At 61.1% G+C, this 19700-nt stretch carries 30 protein-coding genes; 20 read left to right on the top strand and 10 right to left on the bottom strand.

From position 1 onward, the window contains the following. Positions 1-9 precede the first annotated feature (9 nt). The 3 genes from arsB to argH form a co-directional block, all read right to left on the bottom strand. Positions 10-1080, bottom strand: a complete 1071-nt coding sequence (gene arsB / locus AT302_RS12800; RefSeq protein ID WP_058378782.1) for an ACR3 family arsenite efflux transporter — start codon at positions 1078-1080, stop codon at positions 10-12. Beyond that, a complete protein-coding gene (locus tag AT302_RS12795) occupies positions 1077-1412 on the bottom strand; it encodes an ArsR/SmtB family transcription factor (protein ID WP_058378781.1) in 336 nt (111 codons plus the stop codon). The genes arsB and AT302_RS12795 overlap by 4 nt, the downstream gene beginning before the upstream one ends. A 62-nt stretch (positions 1413-1474) precedes the next feature. Next, complete coding sequence (gene argH / locus AT302_RS12790; protein WP_058378780.1) at positions 1475-3004, bottom strand: argininosuccinate lyase; 1530 nt, start codon at positions 3002-3004, stop codon at positions 1475-1477. 99 nt (positions 3005-3103) lie between these two features. Here argH and AT302_RS12785 point away from each other — a divergent pair, with 99 nt between their 5' ends. Further along, a complete protein-coding gene (locus AT302_RS12785; protein ID WP_058378779.1) occupies positions 3104-4000 on the top strand; it encodes a LysR substrate-binding domain-containing protein in 897 nt (298 codons plus the stop codon). A 42-nt stretch (positions 4001-4042) separates the two neighbouring features. Here the strand turns inward: AT302_RS12785 and AT302_RS12780 are convergent, their stop codons facing one another. Both AT302_RS12780 and AT302_RS12775 read right to left on the bottom strand, forming a co-directional pair. Beyond that, positions 4043-5641, bottom strand: a complete 1599-nt coding sequence (locus tag AT302_RS12780; protein ID WP_084656203.1) for a DHA2 family efflux MFS transporter permease subunit — start codon at positions 5639-5641, stop codon at positions 4043-4045. Between the two features lie 30 nt (positions 5642-5671). Further along, the gene (locus tag AT302_RS12775) at positions 5672-6109 is read right to left on the bottom strand and encodes a MarR family winged helix-turn-helix transcriptional regulator (RefSeq protein ID WP_058378778.1); all 438 of its coding nucleotides are present in this window, start codon (positions 6107-6109) and stop codon (positions 5672-5674) included. A 183-nt stretch (positions 6110-6292) separates the two neighbouring features. Between AT302_RS12775 and maiA the strand changes: the two genes are divergently transcribed. Continuing rightward, positions 6293-6946: a maleylacetoacetate isomerase gene (gene maiA, locus AT302_RS12770; protein ID WP_058378777.1), complete on the top strand. Its 654-nt coding sequence runs from the start codon at positions 6293-6295 to the stop codon at positions 6944-6946. Positions 6947-7045: 99 nt separating this feature from the next. On the opposite strand, the gene AT302_RS12765 is transcribed toward maiA, so the two are convergent. Together AT302_RS12765 and AT302_RS12755 are read right to left on the bottom strand one after the other, a co-directional pair. Then, positions 7046-7897 carry a class I SAM-dependent methyltransferase gene (locus AT302_RS12765; protein WP_058378776.1) on the bottom strand — a complete coding sequence of 284 codons (852 nt, stop codon included), beginning with the start codon at positions 7895-7897 and terminating at the stop codon, positions 7046-7048. A 456-nt stretch (positions 7898-8353) separates the two neighbouring features. Beyond that, the gene (locus AT302_RS12755) at positions 8354-8683 is read right to left on the bottom strand and encodes a hypothetical protein (protein ID WP_058378774.1); all 330 of its coding nucleotides are present in this window, start codon (positions 8681-8683) and stop codon (positions 8354-8356) included. A gap of 231 nt (positions 8684-8914) precedes the next feature. Here AT302_RS12755 and AT302_RS12750 point away from each other — a divergent pair, with 231 nt between their 5' ends. From AT302_RS12750 to AT302_RS27605, 18 genes are all read left to right on the top strand, one after another. Beyond that, positions 8915-9130, top strand: a complete 216-nt coding sequence (locus AT302_RS12750; protein WP_058378773.1) for a hypothetical protein — start codon at positions 8915-8917, stop codon at positions 9128-9130. Then, positions 9130-10941, top strand: a complete 1812-nt coding sequence (locus AT302_RS12745) for a replication endonuclease (RefSeq protein WP_058378772.1) — start codon at positions 9130-9132, stop codon at positions 10939-10941. The genes AT302_RS12750 and AT302_RS12745 overlap by 1 nt, the downstream gene beginning before the upstream one ends. Positions 10942-10950: 9 nt before the next feature. Continuing rightward, the gene (locus AT302_RS12740) at positions 10951-11136 is read left to right on the top strand and encodes a hypothetical protein (RefSeq protein WP_058378771.1); all 186 of its coding nucleotides are present in this window, start codon (positions 10951-10953) and stop codon (positions 11134-11136) included. Further along, positions 11129-11401 carry a hypothetical protein gene (locus tag AT302_RS12735; RefSeq protein ID WP_058378770.1) on the top strand — a complete coding sequence of 91 codons (273 nt, stop codon included), beginning with the start codon at positions 11129-11131 and terminating at the stop codon, positions 11399-11401. Before AT302_RS12740 ends, AT302_RS12735 begins: the two co-directional genes overlap by 8 nt. A gap of 259 nt (positions 11402-11660) precedes the next feature. Then, entirely contained in the window at positions 11661-12134 is a 474-nt protein-coding gene (locus AT302_RS12725) for a hypothetical protein (protein ID WP_058378768.1), read from the top strand. Continuing rightward, positions 12131-12751 (top strand): hypothetical protein, encoded by a 621-nt coding sequence (locus tag AT302_RS12720; RefSeq protein WP_058378767.1) that lies wholly within the window; start codon positions 12131-12133, stop codon positions 12749-12751. Before AT302_RS12725 ends, AT302_RS12720 begins: the two co-directional genes overlap by 4 nt. A gap of 220 nt (positions 12752-12971) precedes the next feature. Further along, the gene (locus tag AT302_RS28265) at positions 12972-13097 is read left to right on the top strand and encodes a hypothetical protein (RefSeq protein ID WP_257786047.1); all 126 of its coding nucleotides are present in this window, start codon (positions 12972-12974) and stop codon (positions 13095-13097) included. 10 nt (positions 13098-13107) lie between these two features. Next, a complete protein-coding gene (locus tag AT302_RS12715; RefSeq protein WP_058378766.1) occupies positions 13108-13929 on the top strand; it encodes a major capsid protein P2 in 822 nt (273 codons plus the stop codon). 15 nt (positions 13930-13944) lie between these two features. Beyond that, positions 13945-14289 (top strand): hypothetical protein, encoded by a 345-nt coding sequence (locus tag AT302_RS12710; RefSeq protein ID WP_058378765.1) that lies wholly within the window; start codon positions 13945-13947, stop codon positions 14287-14289. A gap of 8 nt (positions 14290-14297) precedes the next feature. Further along, the gene (locus AT302_RS12705; RefSeq protein ID WP_058378764.1) at positions 14298-14552 is read left to right on the top strand and encodes a hypothetical protein; all 255 of its coding nucleotides are present in this window, start codon (positions 14298-14300) and stop codon (positions 14550-14552) included. Next, complete coding sequence (locus tag AT302_RS12700; protein WP_058378763.1) at positions 14537-14953, top strand: hypothetical protein; 417 nt, start codon at positions 14537-14539, stop codon at positions 14951-14953. Before AT302_RS12705 ends, AT302_RS12700 begins: the two co-directional genes overlap by 16 nt. 26 nt (positions 14954-14979) lie before the next feature. Continuing rightward, positions 14980-15474: a hypothetical protein gene (locus AT302_RS12695; protein ID WP_157125781.1), complete on the top strand. Its 495-nt coding sequence runs from the start codon at positions 14980-14982 to the stop codon at positions 15472-15474. Next, complete coding sequence (locus AT302_RS12690; RefSeq protein WP_058378761.1) at positions 15471-16208, top strand: hypothetical protein; 738 nt, start codon at positions 15471-15473, stop codon at positions 16206-16208. Before AT302_RS12695 ends, AT302_RS12690 begins: the two co-directional genes overlap by 4 nt. Positions 16209-16210: 2 nt before the next feature. Next, the gene (locus tag AT302_RS28140; RefSeq protein ID WP_237172145.1) at positions 16211-16843 is read left to right on the top strand and encodes a glycoside hydrolase family 24 protein; all 633 of its coding nucleotides are present in this window, start codon (positions 16211-16213) and stop codon (positions 16841-16843) included. Then, positions 16836-17288, top strand: coding sequence for a hypothetical protein (locus AT302_RS12680; protein ID WP_157125780.1), 453 nt, complete (start codon positions 16836-16838; stop codon positions 17286-17288). Before AT302_RS28140 ends, AT302_RS12680 begins: the two co-directional genes overlap by 8 nt. Before the next feature lies 1 nt (position 17289). Further along, positions 17290-17661, top strand: a complete 372-nt coding sequence (locus AT302_RS12675) for a hypothetical protein (RefSeq protein ID WP_058378759.1) — start codon at positions 17290-17292, stop codon at positions 17659-17661. Positions 17662-17680: 19 nt separating this feature from the next. Further along, positions 17681-17839 carry a hypothetical protein gene (locus AT302_RS27865; RefSeq protein WP_167365763.1) on the top strand — a complete coding sequence of 53 codons (159 nt, stop codon included), beginning with the start codon at positions 17681-17683 and terminating at the stop codon, positions 17837-17839. Positions 17840-17854: 15 nt separating this feature from the next. Continuing rightward, complete coding sequence (locus AT302_RS27605) at positions 17855-18001, top strand: hypothetical protein (RefSeq protein WP_157125779.1); 147 nt, start codon at positions 17855-17857, stop codon at positions 17999-18001. A gap of 117 nt (positions 18002-18118) precedes the next feature. Here the strand turns inward: AT302_RS27605 and AT302_RS12670 are convergent, their stop codons facing one another. The 3 genes from AT302_RS12670 to AT302_RS12660 all read right to left on the bottom strand — a co-directional run bounded on the left by AT302_RS12670 (position 18119) and on the right by AT302_RS12660 (position 19640). Next, positions 18119-18307: a hypothetical protein gene (locus tag AT302_RS12670; RefSeq protein WP_058378758.1), complete on the bottom strand. Its 189-nt coding sequence runs from the start codon at positions 18305-18307 to the stop codon at positions 18119-18121. A 43-nt stretch (positions 18308-18350) separates the two neighbouring features. Continuing rightward, a complete protein-coding gene (locus AT302_RS12665; RefSeq protein ID WP_058378757.1) occupies positions 18351-18632 on the bottom strand; it encodes a hypothetical protein in 282 nt (93 codons plus the stop codon). A gap of 261 nt (positions 18633-18893) precedes the next feature. Beyond that, complete coding sequence (locus AT302_RS12660; RefSeq protein WP_058378756.1) at positions 18894-19640, bottom strand: SDR family oxidoreductase; 747 nt, start codon at positions 19638-19640, stop codon at positions 18894-18896. Positions 19641-19700 lie beyond the last annotated feature (60 nt).

Below are 19700 nucleotides of genomic sequence, written 5' to 3'. Positions count from 1 at the left end.
ATGGACTTATTACGTTTCGTACCAGCGTTGCGAGCGATTGACGACGGTGACCACGAGGAGCATGACGGGCACTTCGATCAACACGCCGACAACCGTGGCGAGTGCCGCCCCTGACTGAAAACCGAAGAGACTGATTGCCGTAGCAACGGCCAGCTCAAAGAAATTGCTCGCGCCGATCAACGCGGACGGTCCCGCGACACAGTGCGCCACACCCAGCTTGCGGTTGAGCCAGTACGCCAGCCCGGAATTGAGCAGCACCTGCACGAGAATCGGGATCGCCAGCAGCAGGATGATCAGCGGTTGCTGGACGATGGCGTTGCCCTGAAAGCCGAACAACAGCACGAGCGTGGCAAGCAGTGCCGTGATCGAGTACGGCCCCAAGGCGCTGACGACGCGTTGATACGTCGCTTCGCCACGGGCAAGCAGCGCCTTTCGCAGGACCTGCGCGATCACCACGGGGATGACGATGTACAACCCGACCGAGGTCATCAAGGTGTCCCACGGGACGGTGATCGATGACAGCCCGAGGAGCAGCGCCACCACCGGGGCGAAGGCGACGATCATGATCGCGTCGTTGAGCGCCACCTGCGACAGCGTGAAGTACGGATCACCTTTGCAAAGCTGCGACCAGACGAAGACCATGGCGGTGCAGGGCGCGGCGGCCAGCAAAATGAGACCCGCGATGTAGCTGTCGATCTGATCGGACGGCAGCCACGCGGCAAACAGATGACGTACGAAGATCCAGCCCAAAAGCGCCATCGAGAACGGTTTGACGAACCAATTCACGAACAGCGTGACGCCGATGCCACGCCAATGACCGGTCACTTGCCCCATCGCGCTGAAGTCGATCTTGATCAGCATCGGGATGATCATCACCCAGATGAGTACGCCCACCGGCAGATTGACTTGCGCGACTTCCATGGCGCCGACTGCGCGGAAAATGCCCGGCAGCCATTGCCCCAGCAGAATGCCGGCGACGATGCACAGCGCGACCCACGCGGTCAGATAGCGCTCGAAGAAACCGATGGCACTGGACGAGGCCGTCGAGGCTTGCGATGCGGATGTCGGCGTGGTGCTCATGACTTGGGCTTCATCGGGACGGTGCAAGCCGTATCGGGCAGGCACGGGACACCGCCACAGCAGTTTTCCGTGAGATAGCCAAGCAGGTCGTTCATGGTCTCGAAGCGAGCCATGTAGATGATGGAGCGGCCGTCTTGACGGCTAGCTAGCAGTTCGGCGCGGTGCAGTTCCTTGAGATGGAAGGACAGCGACGACGCCGGCATGTCCATCAACTCGGCGATACGGCCAGCGGGCAAGCCGTCAGGTCCCGCCTGCACCAGCAAGCGGAAGACCGATAGACGGACGGAATGAGCAAGCGCAGCCAGCGCTTCGAGGGCGTTATTGGTTTCCATGTTTCGAATATAGTCGAAACATGGAAATATCTCAAGCGAGAGATTGGGCGGCTTGCGATGGCTTATCGACTCGCGGTGCCGGATGTTCCGGCGCGTTGCCGCAGTTTGTCCACACGGTCATCAAGCGTCCTGTCGGCGGACTGTTGCGCCTCGACGAGCCGTTTCAGCGCGGCCTCGTCTTCGGCGAGGCGCGTCTCAGACTGGAGAAGCAGTTCCGCCATGTCGTGTGCGGACGGGCCGCCGCCGTGACAGCGGCGCGCCACGGCCTTGCGCGGGTCGAGTGCGTCGGAAATTTCGTCGCCCGTCAGCGTAAGGTCTCGGCCGCTCGCTTCCAGCGCCGCACGCGACACCAGCTCGGGACCGATCTCGCGGATCGGCACCTGCGCTTCCAAGGCAAGCCGGACTACGCGGCCGGTGATGTGATGGGCCTCCTTGAACGAGAGTCCTGCGGATTGCACGAGGTGGTCGGCAAGATCGGTCGCCGTCGCGAAGTTTGCGCCCGCGAGGGCCAGCATGCGTTCAACGTTGGGTTCGGCGCGCTCGACGATCTGACGCACGACAGGCATCAGCCCATTGAGCTCGTCGAGAGCTTGCCAGACCCAATGCAGGCTGTCGGCATTTGCGTCGAGCACGTGGGAGTAAGGCGCGGCGCGGAACGCACCGAAAGCCGTCACCATCGCGCCGAGCAAGTGGGCCTGGCGCCCCTTCACGAACTCGAGAACGGCCTGATTCTTCTTCTGCGGCATGATGCTCGACGTGATGGCCAGAGAATCGGGCAACGTCAGCGTGCCGAACTCGAACGTCGACATGGTGTAGAAGTCCTGCGCCATGCGCCCGAAGGTCGTCGAGACGAACAGCGCTGCTGTGAGCAATTCCAGAATGGCGTCCTTGCTGGCGACGGCATCCAGTGCGTGCGGCATCGGGCCCGAGAAGCCGAGCAGCGCCGCAGTCAGTTCGCGATCGATCGCAAACGTTGTACCCGCCATGGCACCTGCCCCTAACGGACACTGATTCAGGTGCGCGTAGGCCTGCGCACCTCTCGTGAAGTCGCGCTGCAAACCGTTTTCGATACCGAGAAGATAGAAGCCGTAGGTGATCGGCTGCGCGTGCTGCATATGGGTGTAGCCCGGCATCACGCAATCGGCATACGTCTTGGCGCGCTCGATCAGGGCGCGGCGAAGCGCTAGCGTGCCTCCCATCAGATCCCGAGCGCTTTGCCGGGCGCGCATGCGGTCCAGCGTGGACTGAAGGTCGTTGCGGCTGCGGGCCATGTGAAGACGTCCGCCTACGTCCTGCCCGAGTCGTTGGATGACTTGCGCCTCGTAGTTGAAATAGACGTCTTCGAGCGAGCTATCCAGCGTGAAAGCGTCCGGACCTTCCTTTGCCAGCGCCTCGACCACGTCAAGCAGGGCTGCCGCATGGTCTGCGCTCAGCAGACCCGTGTCGGCCAGCATGACGACGTGTGCTTCGTTGATCCGGCGCAGGTGCGGCAGCATGGGGCCAAAGGCGCCCTCGATCCACGGAAGAAAGATGGCGTTCTGGACTTCTTGGGAAAGCGGTTCGTGTAACAGGCCGCTGACGAGCGATTCCATGTCGGCTCCTTGGTTGATGTTCACAACCTCATTAACGCTGGTTGCGACATATGCGGTCAAGTTACATTAATGACTTCGAAAAGTCGGAAAACTCATACCATGATGACGCTTAAACAGATCGAGGCCTTTCGCGCCGTCATGCTCGGCCGGAGCATGACCGAGGCCGCGAAACTGCTGTTCGTGACACAGTCCGCTGTGAGCAAGATCATGCGGGAGTTCGAGGAAGAGGTCGGCTTCGCGCTGTTTTCCCGGCGAAAAGGCGGGCTGGTGCCGACGGCCGCCGCGACAGCGCTGTACACGCAGGTCGAGCGGGTATTCGTGGGGCTCGACCAGGTCTCCCAGACCGCCGAGCGTATTCGGCAGCAGCATCAGGGGCAGTTGCGCGTCGTGGCGATGTCGGCACTGTCGAGTGATTTGTTGCAGTCGGCGATTGCCCGGTTCCGGCAGCAGCATCCTAAGGTCGGCGTGTCGCTGGAAATCTACAATTCGAGCGAAGTGACCAATCTGGTGGCGTCGGGGTTGTTCGATATCGGCTATTCGATGACGCCGGTCGAGCGCGACAAGGTGAGAGCCGGCACGCCGTGGCGCGTGAATTGCGTTTGCCTGCTGCCACCGCGTCATCGACTGGCGAGAAAGCGCGTCGTGACGGCGCGCGACCTCGAAAACGAGCCTTTTATTTCCTTCGCCTCGGGCAACACGACACGGCTTGCCGTCGACAGTCTGTTCAAGTCGGAGAACATCCGCCGGCAGACAGAAGTTGAGGCCAGTTGGTCGATTGCCGTGAGCGCGATGGTGGCCAAGGGCCTCGGTGTTGCCATCATCGACCCGTTCACCGCCGAGGTCGCGAAACAGTGCGGTTGTATCGTTCGGCCGTTTCAGCCGGCGATCGAGTTCACGTTTGCCGAACTGCGCGCGCTTCGGGCGGTGCCGGACCCACTGGCTGATGCCTTCAGTGAGACCGTTCGCGAGTGTCTTGGCCTGTACGTCGGCGAATGAGCGCGCGGGCCGACGGCGCTCGACACCAGAGGCGGTGGGTTTTCAATGCGCGGCCACCGGACCACTTGCGGCGTTCCTGTCGGGCTTCGTGAACCAGATCAGGGGAATGATCAGTACGAAGATCACGCCGGAAATCCAGAAAATATCATCCAGTCCCAGCATGACCGCCTGAAGATTCAGGCTGTTCTCGATGAATGCCAGCGCCTGCGCGTACGAGAACCCGTTCACGGTCTGTAAGGTGTTGATGGATGACTGAACCGATGGACTGCCGACAACGATCTGTTCGGTGAGGCGGGCATGGTGGAGGATGGTGCGGTCGCTCCATGCGGTGGCTGTCAGCGAGGTACTCATCGCGCCGCAGAACGTGCGGACAAAGTTCGACAGGCCAGCCGCCGCCGGGATCTTCTCAGGGGGAAGCCCGGACAGGAGAATGGCTGTCAGCGGGACGAAGAATAGGGCGGTCGGTATGCCCTGCAACAGCGTGGGCAACACCAGCGAGCGCATGTCGATACCCGTGGTGAATTGCGCACGCATAAAGAACACGCCGGCAAAGCCCACGAAGGCCAGCGTGGCGAGTATGCGCAGGTCGGTTTTCGGGATGATGCGTCCGAGCATTGGCGTGAGCAGGACGGCGAAGATCCCGAGCGGCGCGGTGGCGAGACCCGCTTGCAGGGCGGGATAGCCGAGGTACTGCTGCATCCACTGCGGCAACACGACCAGATTCGCGAAAAAGATGCCGTACGCCACGGAAATGGCCACCGTGCCAGCGAGGAAGTTGCGGCCTTTGAACAGCCGCAAATCGACAATCGGGTGGGCATCGGTGAATTCCCAGATGATGAAGAATGCGAACCCGATCACTGCGACTAGTCCGAGCACCACGACGGTTGTCGAGTGGAACCAGTCGAGATCCTTGCCCTTATCGAGCATGATCTGCAACGCCGCGACCCACATCACCAGCAACGACAAGCCGACCACGTCGATCGGCAGCTTGCGGCGCTCGGACTCACGATCGCGGTAGATCATCCACGTCACGGCGGCGGCAAACAGGCCGACGGGGATGTTGATATAGAAGATCCACGACCACGAGTAGTTGTCGGTCATCCAGCCGCCGAGGGCTGGACCTGCGATGGGGCCGACAGTGGCGGTCATGGCCCAGAGCGCCAGCGCCGTCGAGCTTTTCTGCTTTGGATAGGAGCCGAGCAGGATCGCTTGCGAGAGCGGTGTCATCGGACCGGCGACGGCCCCTTGCAGTACACGTGCGGCAAGCAATGTCGGCAGGTTCGGCGCAATGCCGCACAGCCACGACGACAAGACGAAAAGCAGAATCGAGATCACGAACAGCCGTACCTGACCGACCCGCTGTGTCAACCAGCCAGTCAGCGGAATGGACACCGCGTTGGCCGCCGCGAACAGCGTGATGACCCAGGTGCCTTCATCCACCGAGACCCCAAGATTTCCGGAGATGGTCGGAATGGCCACGTTGGCGATCGAGGAATCCAGCACGTTCATGAACGTTGCTAACGCCACCGCGAAACTGGCGAGGGCCAGCTTGCCGCCTTTGAGGGGTGGCAGTTCGGCGGGCTTGCGCGGCGTTGGCGCCGGTTCTGAATGGGAGCTTATTGTCTTATCAATGTCTGACATGTCAGATAAATTCCGAAAAAAACACGTGGGTCAGTCGCCCACGAATTTTTTGAGCAAGTTGAGAAACTGCTTGAACTCTTCGGCGGAGAAGTCCTTCAGCCGGTGATTCAGGACGTGCGGTGCAATATCGGGAATTTGGTCGTCGACGCGTTTTCCGGCAGGGGTCAGTGCCAATTTGACGACGCGGCGGTCCTCGGTACTGCGATGGCGGGAGATGAGACCTTTGGCTTCGAGCTTGTCCAGCATCCGCGTGGTCGAGCCGGAATCCATCGCGAGCATCTTGCTCATTTCAAGTGGAGTGGTGATCTCGCCAACCCCCAATGTGCGCAGGATGCCCATTTGCGGCCCGGTGAGGTCGAGAGGCTTCAGTGCCTGATCCATTTCTGCGGCCAACAGGTTGCGGGCCTTGCTCAGGTAGAAGCCAACGCTCTGCGTCAGTTGGAAGTTGTTGCGGTCGTAGTGATTCACGCCAGACCCGGACTCAGATTTTAATTGCCTGAACAGTATTTGATAAGTCAGGTAAAGTCAAGCGTCCGCCAAGCGATGCTTCGATCCTGTCGAATCTGGTGAGTTGCAACTGCAATTGTGGGGTGGCATGATGCTGTCAGTTGCAATTGCAATCGTATAAAAAAATGAAAGAGGACCGATCTGATGACAATCCAGCTCTACGGTTTTTGGCGATCGAATGCGGCGTTCCGCGTTCGGGTGGCGCTTGCGCTCAAGCACCTGCCGTTTGAAGAAATTGAAGTCGACATTCTGTCGGGGCGTCAGTTTGACGCCGAGTACGCTGCGGTCAACGCGGAGCACGTGGTGCCCACGTTGGTCCATGACGGCCATCGAGTGTTTCAGTCGATGGCGATCATGGAGTATCTCGATGAGGCGTACCCCGAGCCGCGATTGCTGCCGGAAGATTTGAAGGACCGGGCGTATGCGCGGGCACTGGCGTCCGTGTCGATTGCGGACTCGCATCCGTTGACGGTGCCGCGTGTTCGCAAGCATCTCGGGCAGACGTTTGGGGCTGACGGCGCGGCCATTGAGGCGTGGTGCCGGCACTGGGTGAGGGAAGGGCTGGCGACGTACGAGCGGCTATTGAGCCAACGTCCCGCAGAACCGTTTGCACTGGGCACCGCACCGACGCTCGCGGATATTGGCATCGCCAGTCAGATCGCGTTGGCCCATGTGTACGACATGGACCTCGTCGCGTTTCCGAAGGTGTCTGCGTTAGGGAAGCAGTGTTTCAAGCTGCCCGCGTTTGCACAGGCGCATCCGTTCGAGCAAGCGGGCTACCGGCGGCGGGGGAATTGAGGGCAGGGCGTGCCTGAGGGGACACCGCCCCCTATCGGCCATCGCGCCTTTGCGCGGCGGCCATTGCTGATGACTTTGGCTATGTCGGGGGGATTGCTGCTATGCCAGCTGCGCCACCGGTGCCGGTGCGGTGGAGAAGCGTTCGCGCAGTTCTTCCAGACCCAGCGACGCGAGGACTTCTTCGAGGCGTTCGGCGGGACGGCGGCGCGGCAGGTTCTTGTATTGGGCGATGATCAGCTCGTTCTTCATCGAGTGTTCCCAGCCGACCAATTCGGTCACCGTGACGTGGTAGCCATGGGCTTCCAGTTGCAGGCAGCGCAGCACATTGGTGATCTGGCTGCCGAACTCGCGCGTATGCAGCGGGTGGCGCCAGATTTCGGTCAGTGCGTTGCCCGCCAGTTGCTTGCCTTTGTGCTTGCGCAGCACACCGGCGACTTCGGCCTGACAGCACGGCACGAGCACGATGTGGCGTGCCTGCTTGGCCAGCGCGAAACGGATGGCGTCGTCGGTGGCGGTATTGCAGGCGTGCAGCGCGGTAACGACGTCGATGGTCGACGGCAGCGCGGGTGACGTGATCGAATCAGCGACTGACAGGTTGAGGAACGACATTCCCGAGAAGCCCAGCCGTGCGGCCAGGGCTTGCGAGGTCGTGACAAGTTCCTCACGGGTTTCGATGCCGTAGATGTGCGAGTCGTCGGCGAGCGCTTTGAAGAACAGGTCGTAGAGGATGAAGCCGAGGTACGACTTGCCGGCGCCGTGGTCAGCGAGCGTCACGCGGCCTTTTTCGGTTTTGACTTCTTGCAGCAGGGGTTCGATGAACTGGAACAGGTGGTAGACCTGCTTGAGCTTGCGCCGGCTGTCCTGATTCATCTTGCCGTCACGCGTCAGGATATGGAGTTCCTTGAGCAGCTCGATGGACTGACCGGGGCGGATTTCGTGGGTATTCGACATGTGCGGACTAAGTAAGCTGCGGGACGCGAGGCGTCCTGGAAACCGACAGTTTACCGAAATTAGTGCGAGGGCCTGTGTGAGCGGCAAATTCTTGCGGGTTTTGTCGCTCAAGCCTCGATGACGGGGGCTCAGAAGATGTACAGGGAAATCAGCAAGGCCGCGAGCGAGCCTAGGTAGAGACAGACCTTCAGTTTTTCCTTTCTTGCGTCGCGCTCGGACAGGACGGGAATGTACAAACCGAATCTTCGTCGTTGCTGTTGGCGTCGATAGATGTACGCCAGACCAACAACGCATACGATGTAAAAAATCCCCTCTATAGCTCGCATGCCCAATCCCCGTGATTATTTGGATTCTCGTTTCAATGGAATCTAGCAGAGCGGGCGTTGAGTCAGCACTTCAAACACGTATTTATTATTCGCATAATGTACAAAAGGTCAGTGCTAACTTTAGCTGGTACTACGCGGCGGAGAACAAGACTCCGCGCGCGTTAGCGGGTAGCACCAGCGTGCGAAAACCCTTGGAAATCTTTTCCAGAAAATCAGACCACGTGCGGCGATCAGATTCGTTTCGCGCACGTTCGTAGTTCACGGCGGCGATAACGGTAATCGGGTCCACTTCAAGGATCTCCGCGACGCGCAGCGCCACGATGTCCTCAAAAAATCCCTGTCCCAAACGATAGCGGCTCACCGCAGCACGGGTGACGCCGAGAACCTTTGCCGCTGCGTAATCGGACGGCAAATCGCGCCGCGCTTTCACGGCGTCGAGAAATTCGACGGTAGTTTTCATTCCAAACCCCTTTTGAATCAATCCACTGCGAAGGATAGTCGGAACGTCAACAGGCCGCAACGTCACGAACTCTTGACGCGTCAAGATCCCGTGACATATATTCGCATTGCGCGCACCGCCAGCCTGTCAAATCAATCCAATCCCGCAGGCGCGAGGAGGCCACCGAGCAAGGCGGTGCGCGGTTTTATCCGGTCGAATAGCAGGGATTGGAATGCGTAAGGGGATTCGGCAATGCGTAATACAACGTTACAAATTTCCCGCTACAGCGAAGACGTGGACTACCTGCCGGGTAGCGTCAACGACAACACGTGCGGCGCGCATCGCCCCGCGCAGTTTCCTGACGTGTCGGGCCAGCGCACGCGTGAACTGGCTGATGCCGCGCTCGCTGCGATCTATCGCATGATGCGAGCGCGCGCGCCGCGCCGTCACGTCCGCACCGCCGCCTGATGCCGTACGCGCGCCTGTCCACCGACGCCGATTGGTCCGCCGCCCGGGTGGCGGGCCTGCCGCCGCGCTGGCAGCGGCGCGTTATCACGCGTTGGCTTGATGACCGGCGCGGCGACGTTTCCGACACTGCCCCGGCGCGCGCCGCGGCGAATCTCGCACTGCTCACGATCACCGACCGGCTGGCCGCTGTGCGCTTGCCGCTGGCGGCGCAGGACGCGCAGGTATGCGAGCGCGCGGCACTGCTGGCGACAGAATGCATGTCGCTGGCGTCCGTGTGGCATGAGCCGAAGCACTTGCGTATGGCGATGGAGCGCGTAGTTCTGGCGAACCACTGCCAGCCCCCGGCGGGGGAGGCGATCAACCCGCGCACCGGTGAGATTCGCGGCGTGCGTGACGCTGGCGCGATTGCGCGCATGAGTGACCCGCTGTGGTGGCGTCGGGCGCTGCGGCGCATGCATGCCAAGGCCGTTGAGTCGGCGGCGATCGAACTCGGCTACGTGAACGTGCGCCGCGATGTGTATGTCTCGAACGAAAGTCTCGAGCGCCGGGGGCAGCAGCGCAAGCGCAACGCCGACATGCTCGAAGGCACGATCGCGCGCAACGAAGACGGCGACGAATTCACGCTTGCCGCGCTGGCCGCGCGCAGTGTCGCCAACAAGTCGATCCGCCGCGCCGAACTGATGACGCGCATCTCCGGATTCGAGCGCATCGCGCGCGACTTGGGGCACGTCGGCCTGTTCTTCACCGTGACGTGCCCCAGCCGCATGCACAAGTGGCGCAAACACAAAGCGGGCGGCGTATCGCTGAATCCACGATACGACGGCACCACGCCGCGCGATGCGCAAGCGCACCTATCCCAGATGTGGAGCCGCTTGCGCGCCAAGCTAGACCGGCAGGGCGTGGACTGGTACGGGTTCCGTATCGCTGAACCGAATCACGACGGTACGCCCCATTGGCACGTCCTCGTGTTCTTCAAAGCGCAATGGCCGGGGCAGGCGGCACGTGCGGCCCTGCCGCGCGTGTGCGCGACGGTGCGCCGGTACGCGCTCAAGGACTCCCCCGGCGAGTTTGGCGCAAAGCGCCACCGTGCGGACTTTGAGCCCATCGATTGGAACAAGGGCACGGCGGCTGGCTACATCGCCAAGTACGTCAGCAAGAACATTGACGGTTATGCCGTGGGCGATGACCTGTACGGCAATCCGGCGCTCGAATCATCGGCCCGCGTCGAGGCGTGGGCGGCTACGTGGGGCATCCGTCAGTTTCAGCAGGTCGGCGGCCCGCCGGTCGGCGTGTGGCGCGAACTGCGTCGCGTTGATGCCCTGCCGGACGACGCCCCCGATTCGCTCGTGCGGGCGCATCTGGCCGTGAACAAGACGGCGGCCGTTGAGGGTGACGGCAAGGCGTCCGTGTCATGGGCGAATTACATCAAGGCGCAGGGCGGCGTAGGCGTGCCGCGCGATGCCCTGCAAATCCAACTTTTCAAAGAACACGACGAACGCACCGGCCGTTACGGCGACGCCATGCCGGCCGTCGTGCGTGGCGTTCGCGCAAACGGCGTCGAGACCTACCGCGACGGGATCGTGATGCGCGAGCGCTCGATTCAATGCGTGGTCCGAAGCGTCCGGCACGCATGGGAAATCGTGTCGCGCCGCGCACGCGAGGGTTCGAAAGCGGCCATCGGCCGCGCTTGGACTCGTGTCAATAACTGTACGCGGGGCGCCGACGGTAAGGCGCCCGCCTTTCCGCATGGTGAAAGGCATGATGAGTGGATTTCAGCATACGAAATGGCGTCCGGATGGATGCCGACATAGCGGGGAGAAATGGACGCAACTACGCAAAAAAAGCTCGAAAACGTGCACCGCGAAGCGAAGGCATTGCCCGCGCTCGTCCGAGCGCAGGGCGGCAAGTTCTTCGATGCGCTGCTCGACATTCTCGACCATCTGGCACAACGGGACAGCCGGATAGTTGCATCACAAACCAGTCCCGAGCGAGGTAATCATGAGTGAAGCACTCCGCGCGCTGCTGGCGCGCTTCGATGAACTGCAACCGCATTTGCACGACACGGGCTCCAACTTGTTAGCGGAAATCCATAACGATTTGGCCGCCGCTGCGGCGCAGGCTGAGACGGCACCGCCACCGGTTGACCCTGCGACCGTTGCGGCGCAGGGCGTGGAGGATGCATTGGCCGCACTCGGCGTGAAGGTCGACGCGCTGGCCGCTCCCATCGCCGCCATTGCGGCAGAACTCGGCCACACCGGCGGAGCGACGTAAGCATGACGGCGGCCGGGGGGAACGCCTGTACGTGCCCGATCTGCAAGACCGACCGGGCAAGGTGGGGGGTGATGACGAAATCGGGGCGGGTGCATATCACCTGCAACGCCTGCGGGGTGCAGGTGTTCGCGCGGGGTGATGAGGCAGACGAACTCATGCGAGACCAGTTTATCGCCGCCAACGAACGTAACGTAACGAACGGGGAGGCGTTGCCCGCGCCGCCCGTAACGAATGAACAGGGCAGGGGAGGGTTCGCCGTATGGCCGGAGATGTGATTGCTTTCGATCTGCTCGAACGAAAGGCCGCCGCGTTTGAGTCGCAAATTGAGACGGCGGCGGCGGCACCGCTGCCGGGCGAGCCTGAGCCGATCAACCCGGCGGACGAACTGGCAGAACTGATCGTTCTGGGCGTTACGGTTGCGTCGCCGCTCCTGCCCTACCTGCCATCGATCTATACGCCGGACGTGTGCAAGCAACTGGCCGCCGCCATCGTGCCGGTGGCAGAGAAGTACGGCATCGACGTGTCCGGCGTGCGCGGCGGACCGGAACTCACGTTGATCATGACGGCGTTGCCGTTGGCAGCGATGACGTTTGCGGCGCACAAGCAATGGCGCGCCGAGGTGGAGAAGGCGCGCACGCTTGAGATGGATGCACAGAACGGCCGCGTGGCTCACGGGCCGCCCGCGCCTCAGACGAAGGTTGAGGACCACGGCGGGAGGCTTCGCGCGGCATGAGTACCAACAAAGCAAACATCGTCGCTGTTATGGGGGCGTCGGGGTCGGGCAAATCGGCGTGGATCAAGCAGCAGTTGCGCACCGGTTCGCCCGCGCGGCTGCTGATTTGGGACCCGCAGGACGAATACATGGCGTTTGGCCGACCGATCACCGATCTGCGCGAACTGACGGCATCCGTGCGGGGTGCCGTTGAAGCGGGGGAGGGCATGGCACTCGTCTACCAGCCGGGAAACGCATTTAGCACATACGGGGCAAAGTTCGACCTGTTCTGCGAACTCGCATACGCAACGGAAAACTGCTGCGTGGTGGTGGACGAACTCGGCGACGTAACCGAACCCAGTCGCGCGCCGGACGGTTGGTCGATCCTGTCGCGCAAGGGGCGGCACCACGGGCTGACGCTGTTCGGTGGTGCACAGCGCCCCGCCAACATTGACAAGGACTTCATCGGCAACGCCACGTTGGTGCATTGCGGGCGCCTGAATTACGACAACGACGTGAAGGTCATGGCGAACGCGTTGCGCGTGCCCGTCGATCAAGTCAGCGGGTTGGAAAACCTCGCTTACATCGAGCGCAACATGAGTACGGGCGAAGTGCGTAGCGGAAAGCTGACGTTTTGAGCCGAACGTAACGTAACGGCCGCCACTTCCCGGCGGCCGTTTTCTTGCCTAGGGTTCGACCTGCAAATCCCATTTCACACGTCGAGCGAGGGCAACGACATGAGTATCAAGGAAATCGGCAAGACGGTTTTGATTACCGCCGTTGCCATGGTGCTGATCAACAAGGGCAAAAAGTACCTGCCCACCAGCGTGCAATCGCTGCTGAGCTAAGGCGGCCGGTATGAGCGATATCAAACACGCAGTCAAGACAACGGCACTTGTGCTGGTGGTCATCTTCATCGCGCGACAACTGCCGGTCACGAGTCAACTCGTGGGCATCGCGCTTTACGGCAACACCAACTCGTAAGGACGCGGCAATGGCAATCGTTCAACAACTCCCGCCCTTCAATAACGTCGTGGCCACCGGTGTCGCGACGCTGCGCATCCCGAAGTGGAACAACACGCTCACGCGTGTGGTGCTGGATCTCGGCGGCACGACGTTCACCAAGGCCATGATTACCGATATCAAGGTCAAGATCGGCGTGCGCACGACGTACAACTGCACCGGCGCGGTGCTCGATACCGTCAACAAGTACAAGGGCATTTACGACGCGCCCAATCAGTTGACCATCGACTTTACCGAGCGCGACGCACCGTCGATCGACGGTAAGGAAATCGGCGGTTACGACATGGCCGCCTTGCCGGATCAGGTCTCCATCGAAGTGACGATCACGGGCGCAACTGCGCCGACGCTCAACGCGTTCGCGTTCCTGACCGCCAGCCAAGGTAAAGCCGGTGCACTCGTGCACAAGCTGCTTTACTTCCCGACGAGTACGACGGTCGGCGGCAAGTTCATGATCAACTTCAACCCGCAGGGCGCGCTCATCAAGCGCGTGCACCTGTTCTATGCGGGTGCGTCGTGGGTCGGCAACGGCGACGGCAACATCAATCGCGTCGAGGTCAAGAAAAACGGCATCGTGGTCATGGATACGACGGATCACATCCGGCGTTTCGTGCAGAACGAGTACAAGAAGGTGCCGCAGGCGGGGCATTTCGCGGTCGACTTCATTGTCGATAACAACCAGTCGGCAATGCTCATCACGCAGGACGCAAAGAGTCTCGAATTCAATGCGTACCTGTCGGCGGGTGACACGATCAACGCGTATCTCGAACTGCTCGACGCGCCCTACAACGCATAAAGGCAGGGGGCAGCGATGTCATTTTCTTACGACTCGAACGGCAATCTGGTGCAGGTTGACGACTCGATGAACATGCAGCCGGGGAGCTACTACAGCAACCCGGTGTCGCCGCAATCGAGCAGCGTTACCGACGGCATTTTCGGCCAGCGTGTCGGGGACATTCTCCAATACGGGCTGATGCGCGCCATCGACGTGGCAAGCATCAACGCATTGCAGCCGACCAACACCATGGTGGTAACGCAGCCGTTGGGGACGATGTACGGCTACAACGGGCCGGTGGCCCGTGCGGGGATTGGCGGCGGCACGTTGCTGCTGCTGGCCGTGGGGGCGCTGTTCCTGTTTGCCGAACATAAGGGGTAAGCGGAACCATGAACCCGTATTTGCTCGCGGTCGCGGCGCAACAAACGTCGAACGTGTTGGGAAACATGGTCGGCGGCGCAAAAATGTCGTCGGCAAACCCGATCACCGACGGGAGCATGAACAACTCGGGGTGGACGGTGGCGCTCGGCGGTTCGACTGCGAGCGCCGTGCCGACCGTCACGAGCGCCGCGCAATCGACGCTGCAAAACCCGGTCGTGCTGGTCGCGCTCGTCATCATGGTGATGGCATGGCGCGCACGGTAATCGAGTGCCGGCCGGAGCCGATGACGGCCGCTGTGCTGGCGGAAATCGCTGACGCGTTCGACGCGCCTGCGGCACGAGAGAAAACCAGCACGAGCGACGGTGTTGTCGATGCGGTGGACGTGGCACAGGGTGGCCACTTCTTCCGCGTGACTGCCGACGGTACGCCGGTGGCGTTCTACGTCCTTGGCTTCCACTCGGAGGCTCGCGGTATTGTGGCCACGGTACGGTTGGCGCATGGTCGCGCCGGGTTCGATCTGGTCGAGAACGTATTGCCGTTGATCGAGCGCCAGTGTCACGAATGCGTGACGCTGCGCATGGAAACGCGGCGACGGGGACTCATCAAGAAACTGCGCGCGGCGGGGTATCGCACCACGTCAGTGACGCTACGGAAAACACTATGATTCGACGCCCGCAAGAACTCATGTTGATGCGGTTGGGCCTGCCGATGATTCCCGCGAATGGTGGATCGGAGAGCGAGTCGAGCGCCAGCACCAGCGCCGAGGATAAACGCGTGGTCACCGACCACGGCATCGGCGTGTCCGGCAATAGCAATCAGGTTGTGGCGAATATCGGTGACCTTGGCGCAATCACTGCGGCGTTTGACTTCGCGACGACGGCCAACAAGACCGCGCACGACGATATGACATCGGCGGTGGGCCTCGCACAAGGTGCGATCAACACTAACGCGGATCTGTTCAAGACGAACGCGAAATCGCTTTTTGACAATCTTGGCGGTCTCATCGACTTTGCCAAGGACACCGCCAAGACGGCGCAGGAAGTGAACCAGACCGCGACGCAGGCGGTAGCGGGCGCGTATTCCACGGCGCAGGAAATCAGCAACGGGCAAAAATTTCTCGTGGCTGGTGGACTGGTAATTGCCGGGATCGTTGCGGTAACGGCGTTGAAGGGGAAAATCCTTTGAACATCCAGTCGTATGACTTCAATTTGAAGGCACCGGGCGCGTCGATGATGATCGACGCGAACGCGCAGGTTCTGGATTTTGTTGACTGCACAGACTCCAACGGTGCGATCAAGGTCATCCCGGATTTGCAGCAGGGCGGCATGGCGTTGCGCTTGGGGCAGGGGTTCGACGCAGGTTCGCCCGTCAAAAGCTGGCTGATTATCAACGCCAGCACCGGCCCGGTATCGGGGACTGTCGTTCTGTCAGACGCGGGATTCCGAAATTTCCGCATGTTCGGCAACGTGAACGTCATCGACAACGGTGTCGCGCGGAGCTTGGCGAACACGACGTTTATCGGAGCGGCGGGGGTGACAGGGATCGCGGGGAATTTTTCGCAGGTCCAGTTATGGAACCCTCCGGGCAACGCGAAAAATGTCGTGCTGCAAACAATTTACGCGAATTCCGCTGCGGTTGGCTACGCGCAAATTCGTCCTTCGAGCGTGGCGCTCGCAACGAGCGCCGGGGGTGGTGGCTCCAAAAACATAAACGCCGCTGGCAGCACTGCGCAACTGCGAACGCAACAATCGGCGGCCTTGGTGGGCGGCCAGTCGTTGGGTGGTGGAGCGCTGCAAGCCGGTGCGAATTTCGTGTTTAGCCTGCGCGAGCCAATCGTAATTACGCCGGGGAACGGGCTGACCATCAACGGTGCAATCGGGCAGGACATGAGCGCCGTGTTCGAATTCTTCGAGCAGTAACGATGCAGCGCGCAACGTTCGCGGCCGTCGTTGTGGTGGTGATGGGGGGCTACTTCTGGCTGCGGGAGCAGCAGCGAGCAGACGAGCCGGGGGCCATCGAACCCGATGCGATGGACACGGCGATGGGATTTTTTAGCGATGCGGCATACCTGTTGGATGCCGCGCCGACAGACGACACAAGCACGGACACGGATATGGCACAGACGAACCGCGCCGCCTTTCTGGCGATGATCCGATACAGCGAGGGCGCGACCTATAACACGTTGTTTGGTGGTGGCACATTCAACGGCTACGCGGATCACCCGCGCCAGTACATAACAAAGACTGTGGCGGGAAAGCCTCTTACGTCGAGCGCAGCGGGCGCTTATCAAATGTTGGCGCGCACGTGGGACTCGCTCAAAGCGCGCTTGAGCCTGCCGGACTTCTCTCCCGCCAGTCAAGACGCGGGGGCAATCGAATTGATTCGAGAGTGGGGCGCACTGCCGGACGTTGATGCGGGCCGGTTTGCGGTCGCGGTGCAAAAGGTGCGCAAGGTATGGGCGAGTTTGCCGGGGGCCGGATACGGCCAGCCGGAGCGCGCGCTGTCCGCCTTGCAGCAGGTCTATCAGAACGCTGGCGGGGTGGTTTATGGCTAAGGCAGTGGTGGGCGGCGGTGGCGGTGGCGGAGACTTCATGATGCTGGCCGCCGTGGGGTTGGTGGCTTTCATGATGACGCGTCGAGCGACGGCCGCACCTGTGCAAACGCGCCCGGTGGGCAACGCTCAGTCGAGCGGCGCAAGTGGCATGCCGATGGGGTCGATTCTGCGCGGATTGCTCGGAACCGGTTCGAGCGACGTGTTGCAGACAGGCGGCTACAGCGGTGGCAGCTACGGATTCAACACCATCCGCGCAGTGGACAACGCGACGGCGGCGGTGCAAGGGCAAATCAGTGCCGACTATGCGGCCGGTGCTGGCTGGCTGGTGCCGTACAACTGGAATCAATGGAGCATGGGCGGAAATTCGCGGTTCATCTTGCCCGACCAGTTGAACCCGACGAACGATTTGCTTGCTGGCTTCGATAACCCGGCGAACTACGGCTGATATGGCGCTTTCCGACGACATGAAATTCAAGCTGGCCGTCGCGGGTATTGCCGTGGCTGCGGTTGTCTACGTCGGCAGGCGTGCCACAACGGCGGCAACGTCGGCCCTGAACAACTTCACCAGCGGCGCGTTCAATTACGTGCAAGACGCTCGAGCTACGGGCGTCCAGACGTACGACAGTCTGGGGCTCACGCAGGTGAACAACTGGCTCGGCGGGCTTCTCGATCCGCTGGGCATGTTTGATCCAAACGGCAATGCCTTCGACCATTGGGTAGCGTTGCCTCATCAAGTTTCGAGTGCCGCGAACGCCTACGGGCAGACGGCGGCGAAAGGTTTGCCGCCCGACGGTGCGGCGTGGTTCGGTGGTACTTAAACGGGGGAAAGAAATGTACGTGATTCAACGACTTCGGGAGCCGTCCACGTGGGCGGGTATTGCAGCGGCGGCCGTGGCAGTGGGTGCGAACCCGGACAAGGTGAACGTCATGGCACAAGCCGTGGCGGGCATTCTGTCGGCGCTGGCGGTGTTCCTGCCGGAAAAGAAGGCGCAATAAGGGAAGGGGGGCCGGATGACGCTTGAGGTTGCGGGGTTCGCGCTGTCGGCCGTCAATGTGCTGGTCTTGCCTGCACTGTACGGCATCGGGCGTTATCTCTGGCGGCTTGAGCGTCGTCTGTGGCGCATGGAAAGCAAACTAGGTTTGGAGGATCAGTCATGACGACGAAACGCAAACACACCAAGCACAAGAAGCACCACAAGACGCCGCCGCGCGATTCGAAAGGGCGCTTCAAGAAACGCAAGTGAAAAAGGGCCGGGAAACCGGCCTTTTTTTGCGTCAGGGGACCATCACAAGGTTTGCGGCGCGCTCGCCAGCGACGTAGACGGTGCACTTCACGTCGGTTCGATCTGACATGGCGAGCTGGTCGGCTTGGCCTTGCGCCCGGTAGAACTGCGGCGGGACTTGGGTCACGGTTCCGCAGGCGGATAGTACGAGTGCGGCGAGGATTGCGATTTTTGTTTTCATATCGTCGTTCGTGTGTGGAGCGCCAGGGCGGCGCCGGTGCCGATTATAGGGCTTCGGCCATGAAGAGCCCCAATTGCAGAATGGGCGTGTAAATGTCATCGTTCGCCGCGTGCTGCGCCGCCATCGGCACGAACCCAAAATTCGGCCGCATCTGCCGGAGGATGCCCATATGGCGCATTTGCTCGGCGTGTTCGAATGCCTTGAGGCGGAGGATCTCGGGGACCCACCAAGGCATACGCTCGCGGTAGCTCAACCAATTGGCCAGTGTGCGTGTGGTGCGTTTGAGGTATTTGGCGGTGCCCGTGATGCCGCCGAAGTGAAGCATCCAGTGTCGCAATGCCTCGGGATTCCCGTATCGCTGGTTCGGATATTTCATTTCTTTCTTTTTATGATGTGTAAGCGAAAAAACCCGGCACATTGTCCGGGTTTCTTTCACATCCTTACAAGCACTGACCATTCGCATAATGTACATTATGTTAAATAGTGTTTTGGACGGGAGCCACCCATCCGGCGGCGGCATATAAGTAACCGGACACAAATGTCCATTGCAAGCGCTATCGCATAACAACGCGCTGCTGTTCTACGTTTACGGGACCTGACGGGTCGGCCGGAACACGATTTCATTAACATCCATGTCGTCGGGCTGATTGATAGCGAAAGCGACGGCACGCGCGAAAGACTCAGCCGGAATGGCATTCGCCTGATAGAAGCCCTGCATGCCTTGCGCCATGTCCGGTTCGGTGATGCTGCCCGGGAGTTCGGTGTCCACCGCGCCAGGCGACACGATGGTGGTGCGAATGTTCCAGGGCTTCACCTCTTGCCGCAGGCCTTCGGACAAAGCCCGCACGGCATGTTTGGTCGCGGAATAAACGGCGCCGTTCAACATGACCTTGTGGCCCGCCACCGACGATACATTGATGAAATGTCCGGACATCTGGCGCTGCATGTGCGGCAGGGCCGCAGCGATGCCGTACAGAACTCCCTTGAGGTTCACGTCGACCGTTCGGTCCCAGTCGTCGACCTTCAGCCGCTCGAGTGCCGAAAGCGGCATGAGCCCGGCGTTGTTGACCATCACGTCAATACGCCCGAAGGTCTGCACCGCGCTGTCGACAAGGTGCGTCATCTCGTCTGGCACAGTGACATCGGTCGCTACCGCGAGTGCCCGCGTCTCCATGCGATTCAACTCGTCGGCCAGCTGCTGCAAGCGTTCGATGCGCCGCGCGCCGAGCACGACTCGCGCACCTTGCGCGCTCAAGAGGCGTGCGGCTGCCAAGCCGAGACCACTGCTGGCCCCCGTAATGACGATGACCTTGTCCTTGATGTTCTCGCTCATGAAACTCTCCTGATGATGATGTGGAGGTCTGAGCTTAGGTTGCCAATTATCAATTAATTA

Source organism: Pandoraea norimbergensis (assembly GCF_001465545.3).
Lineage (GTDB): Bacteria > Pseudomonadota > Gammaproteobacteria > Burkholderiales > Burkholderiaceae > Pandoraea > Pandoraea norimbergensis.
Note: the sequence above shows the minus strand (reverse complement) of the source record. Positions and strands in the feature narration are given on the sequence as shown.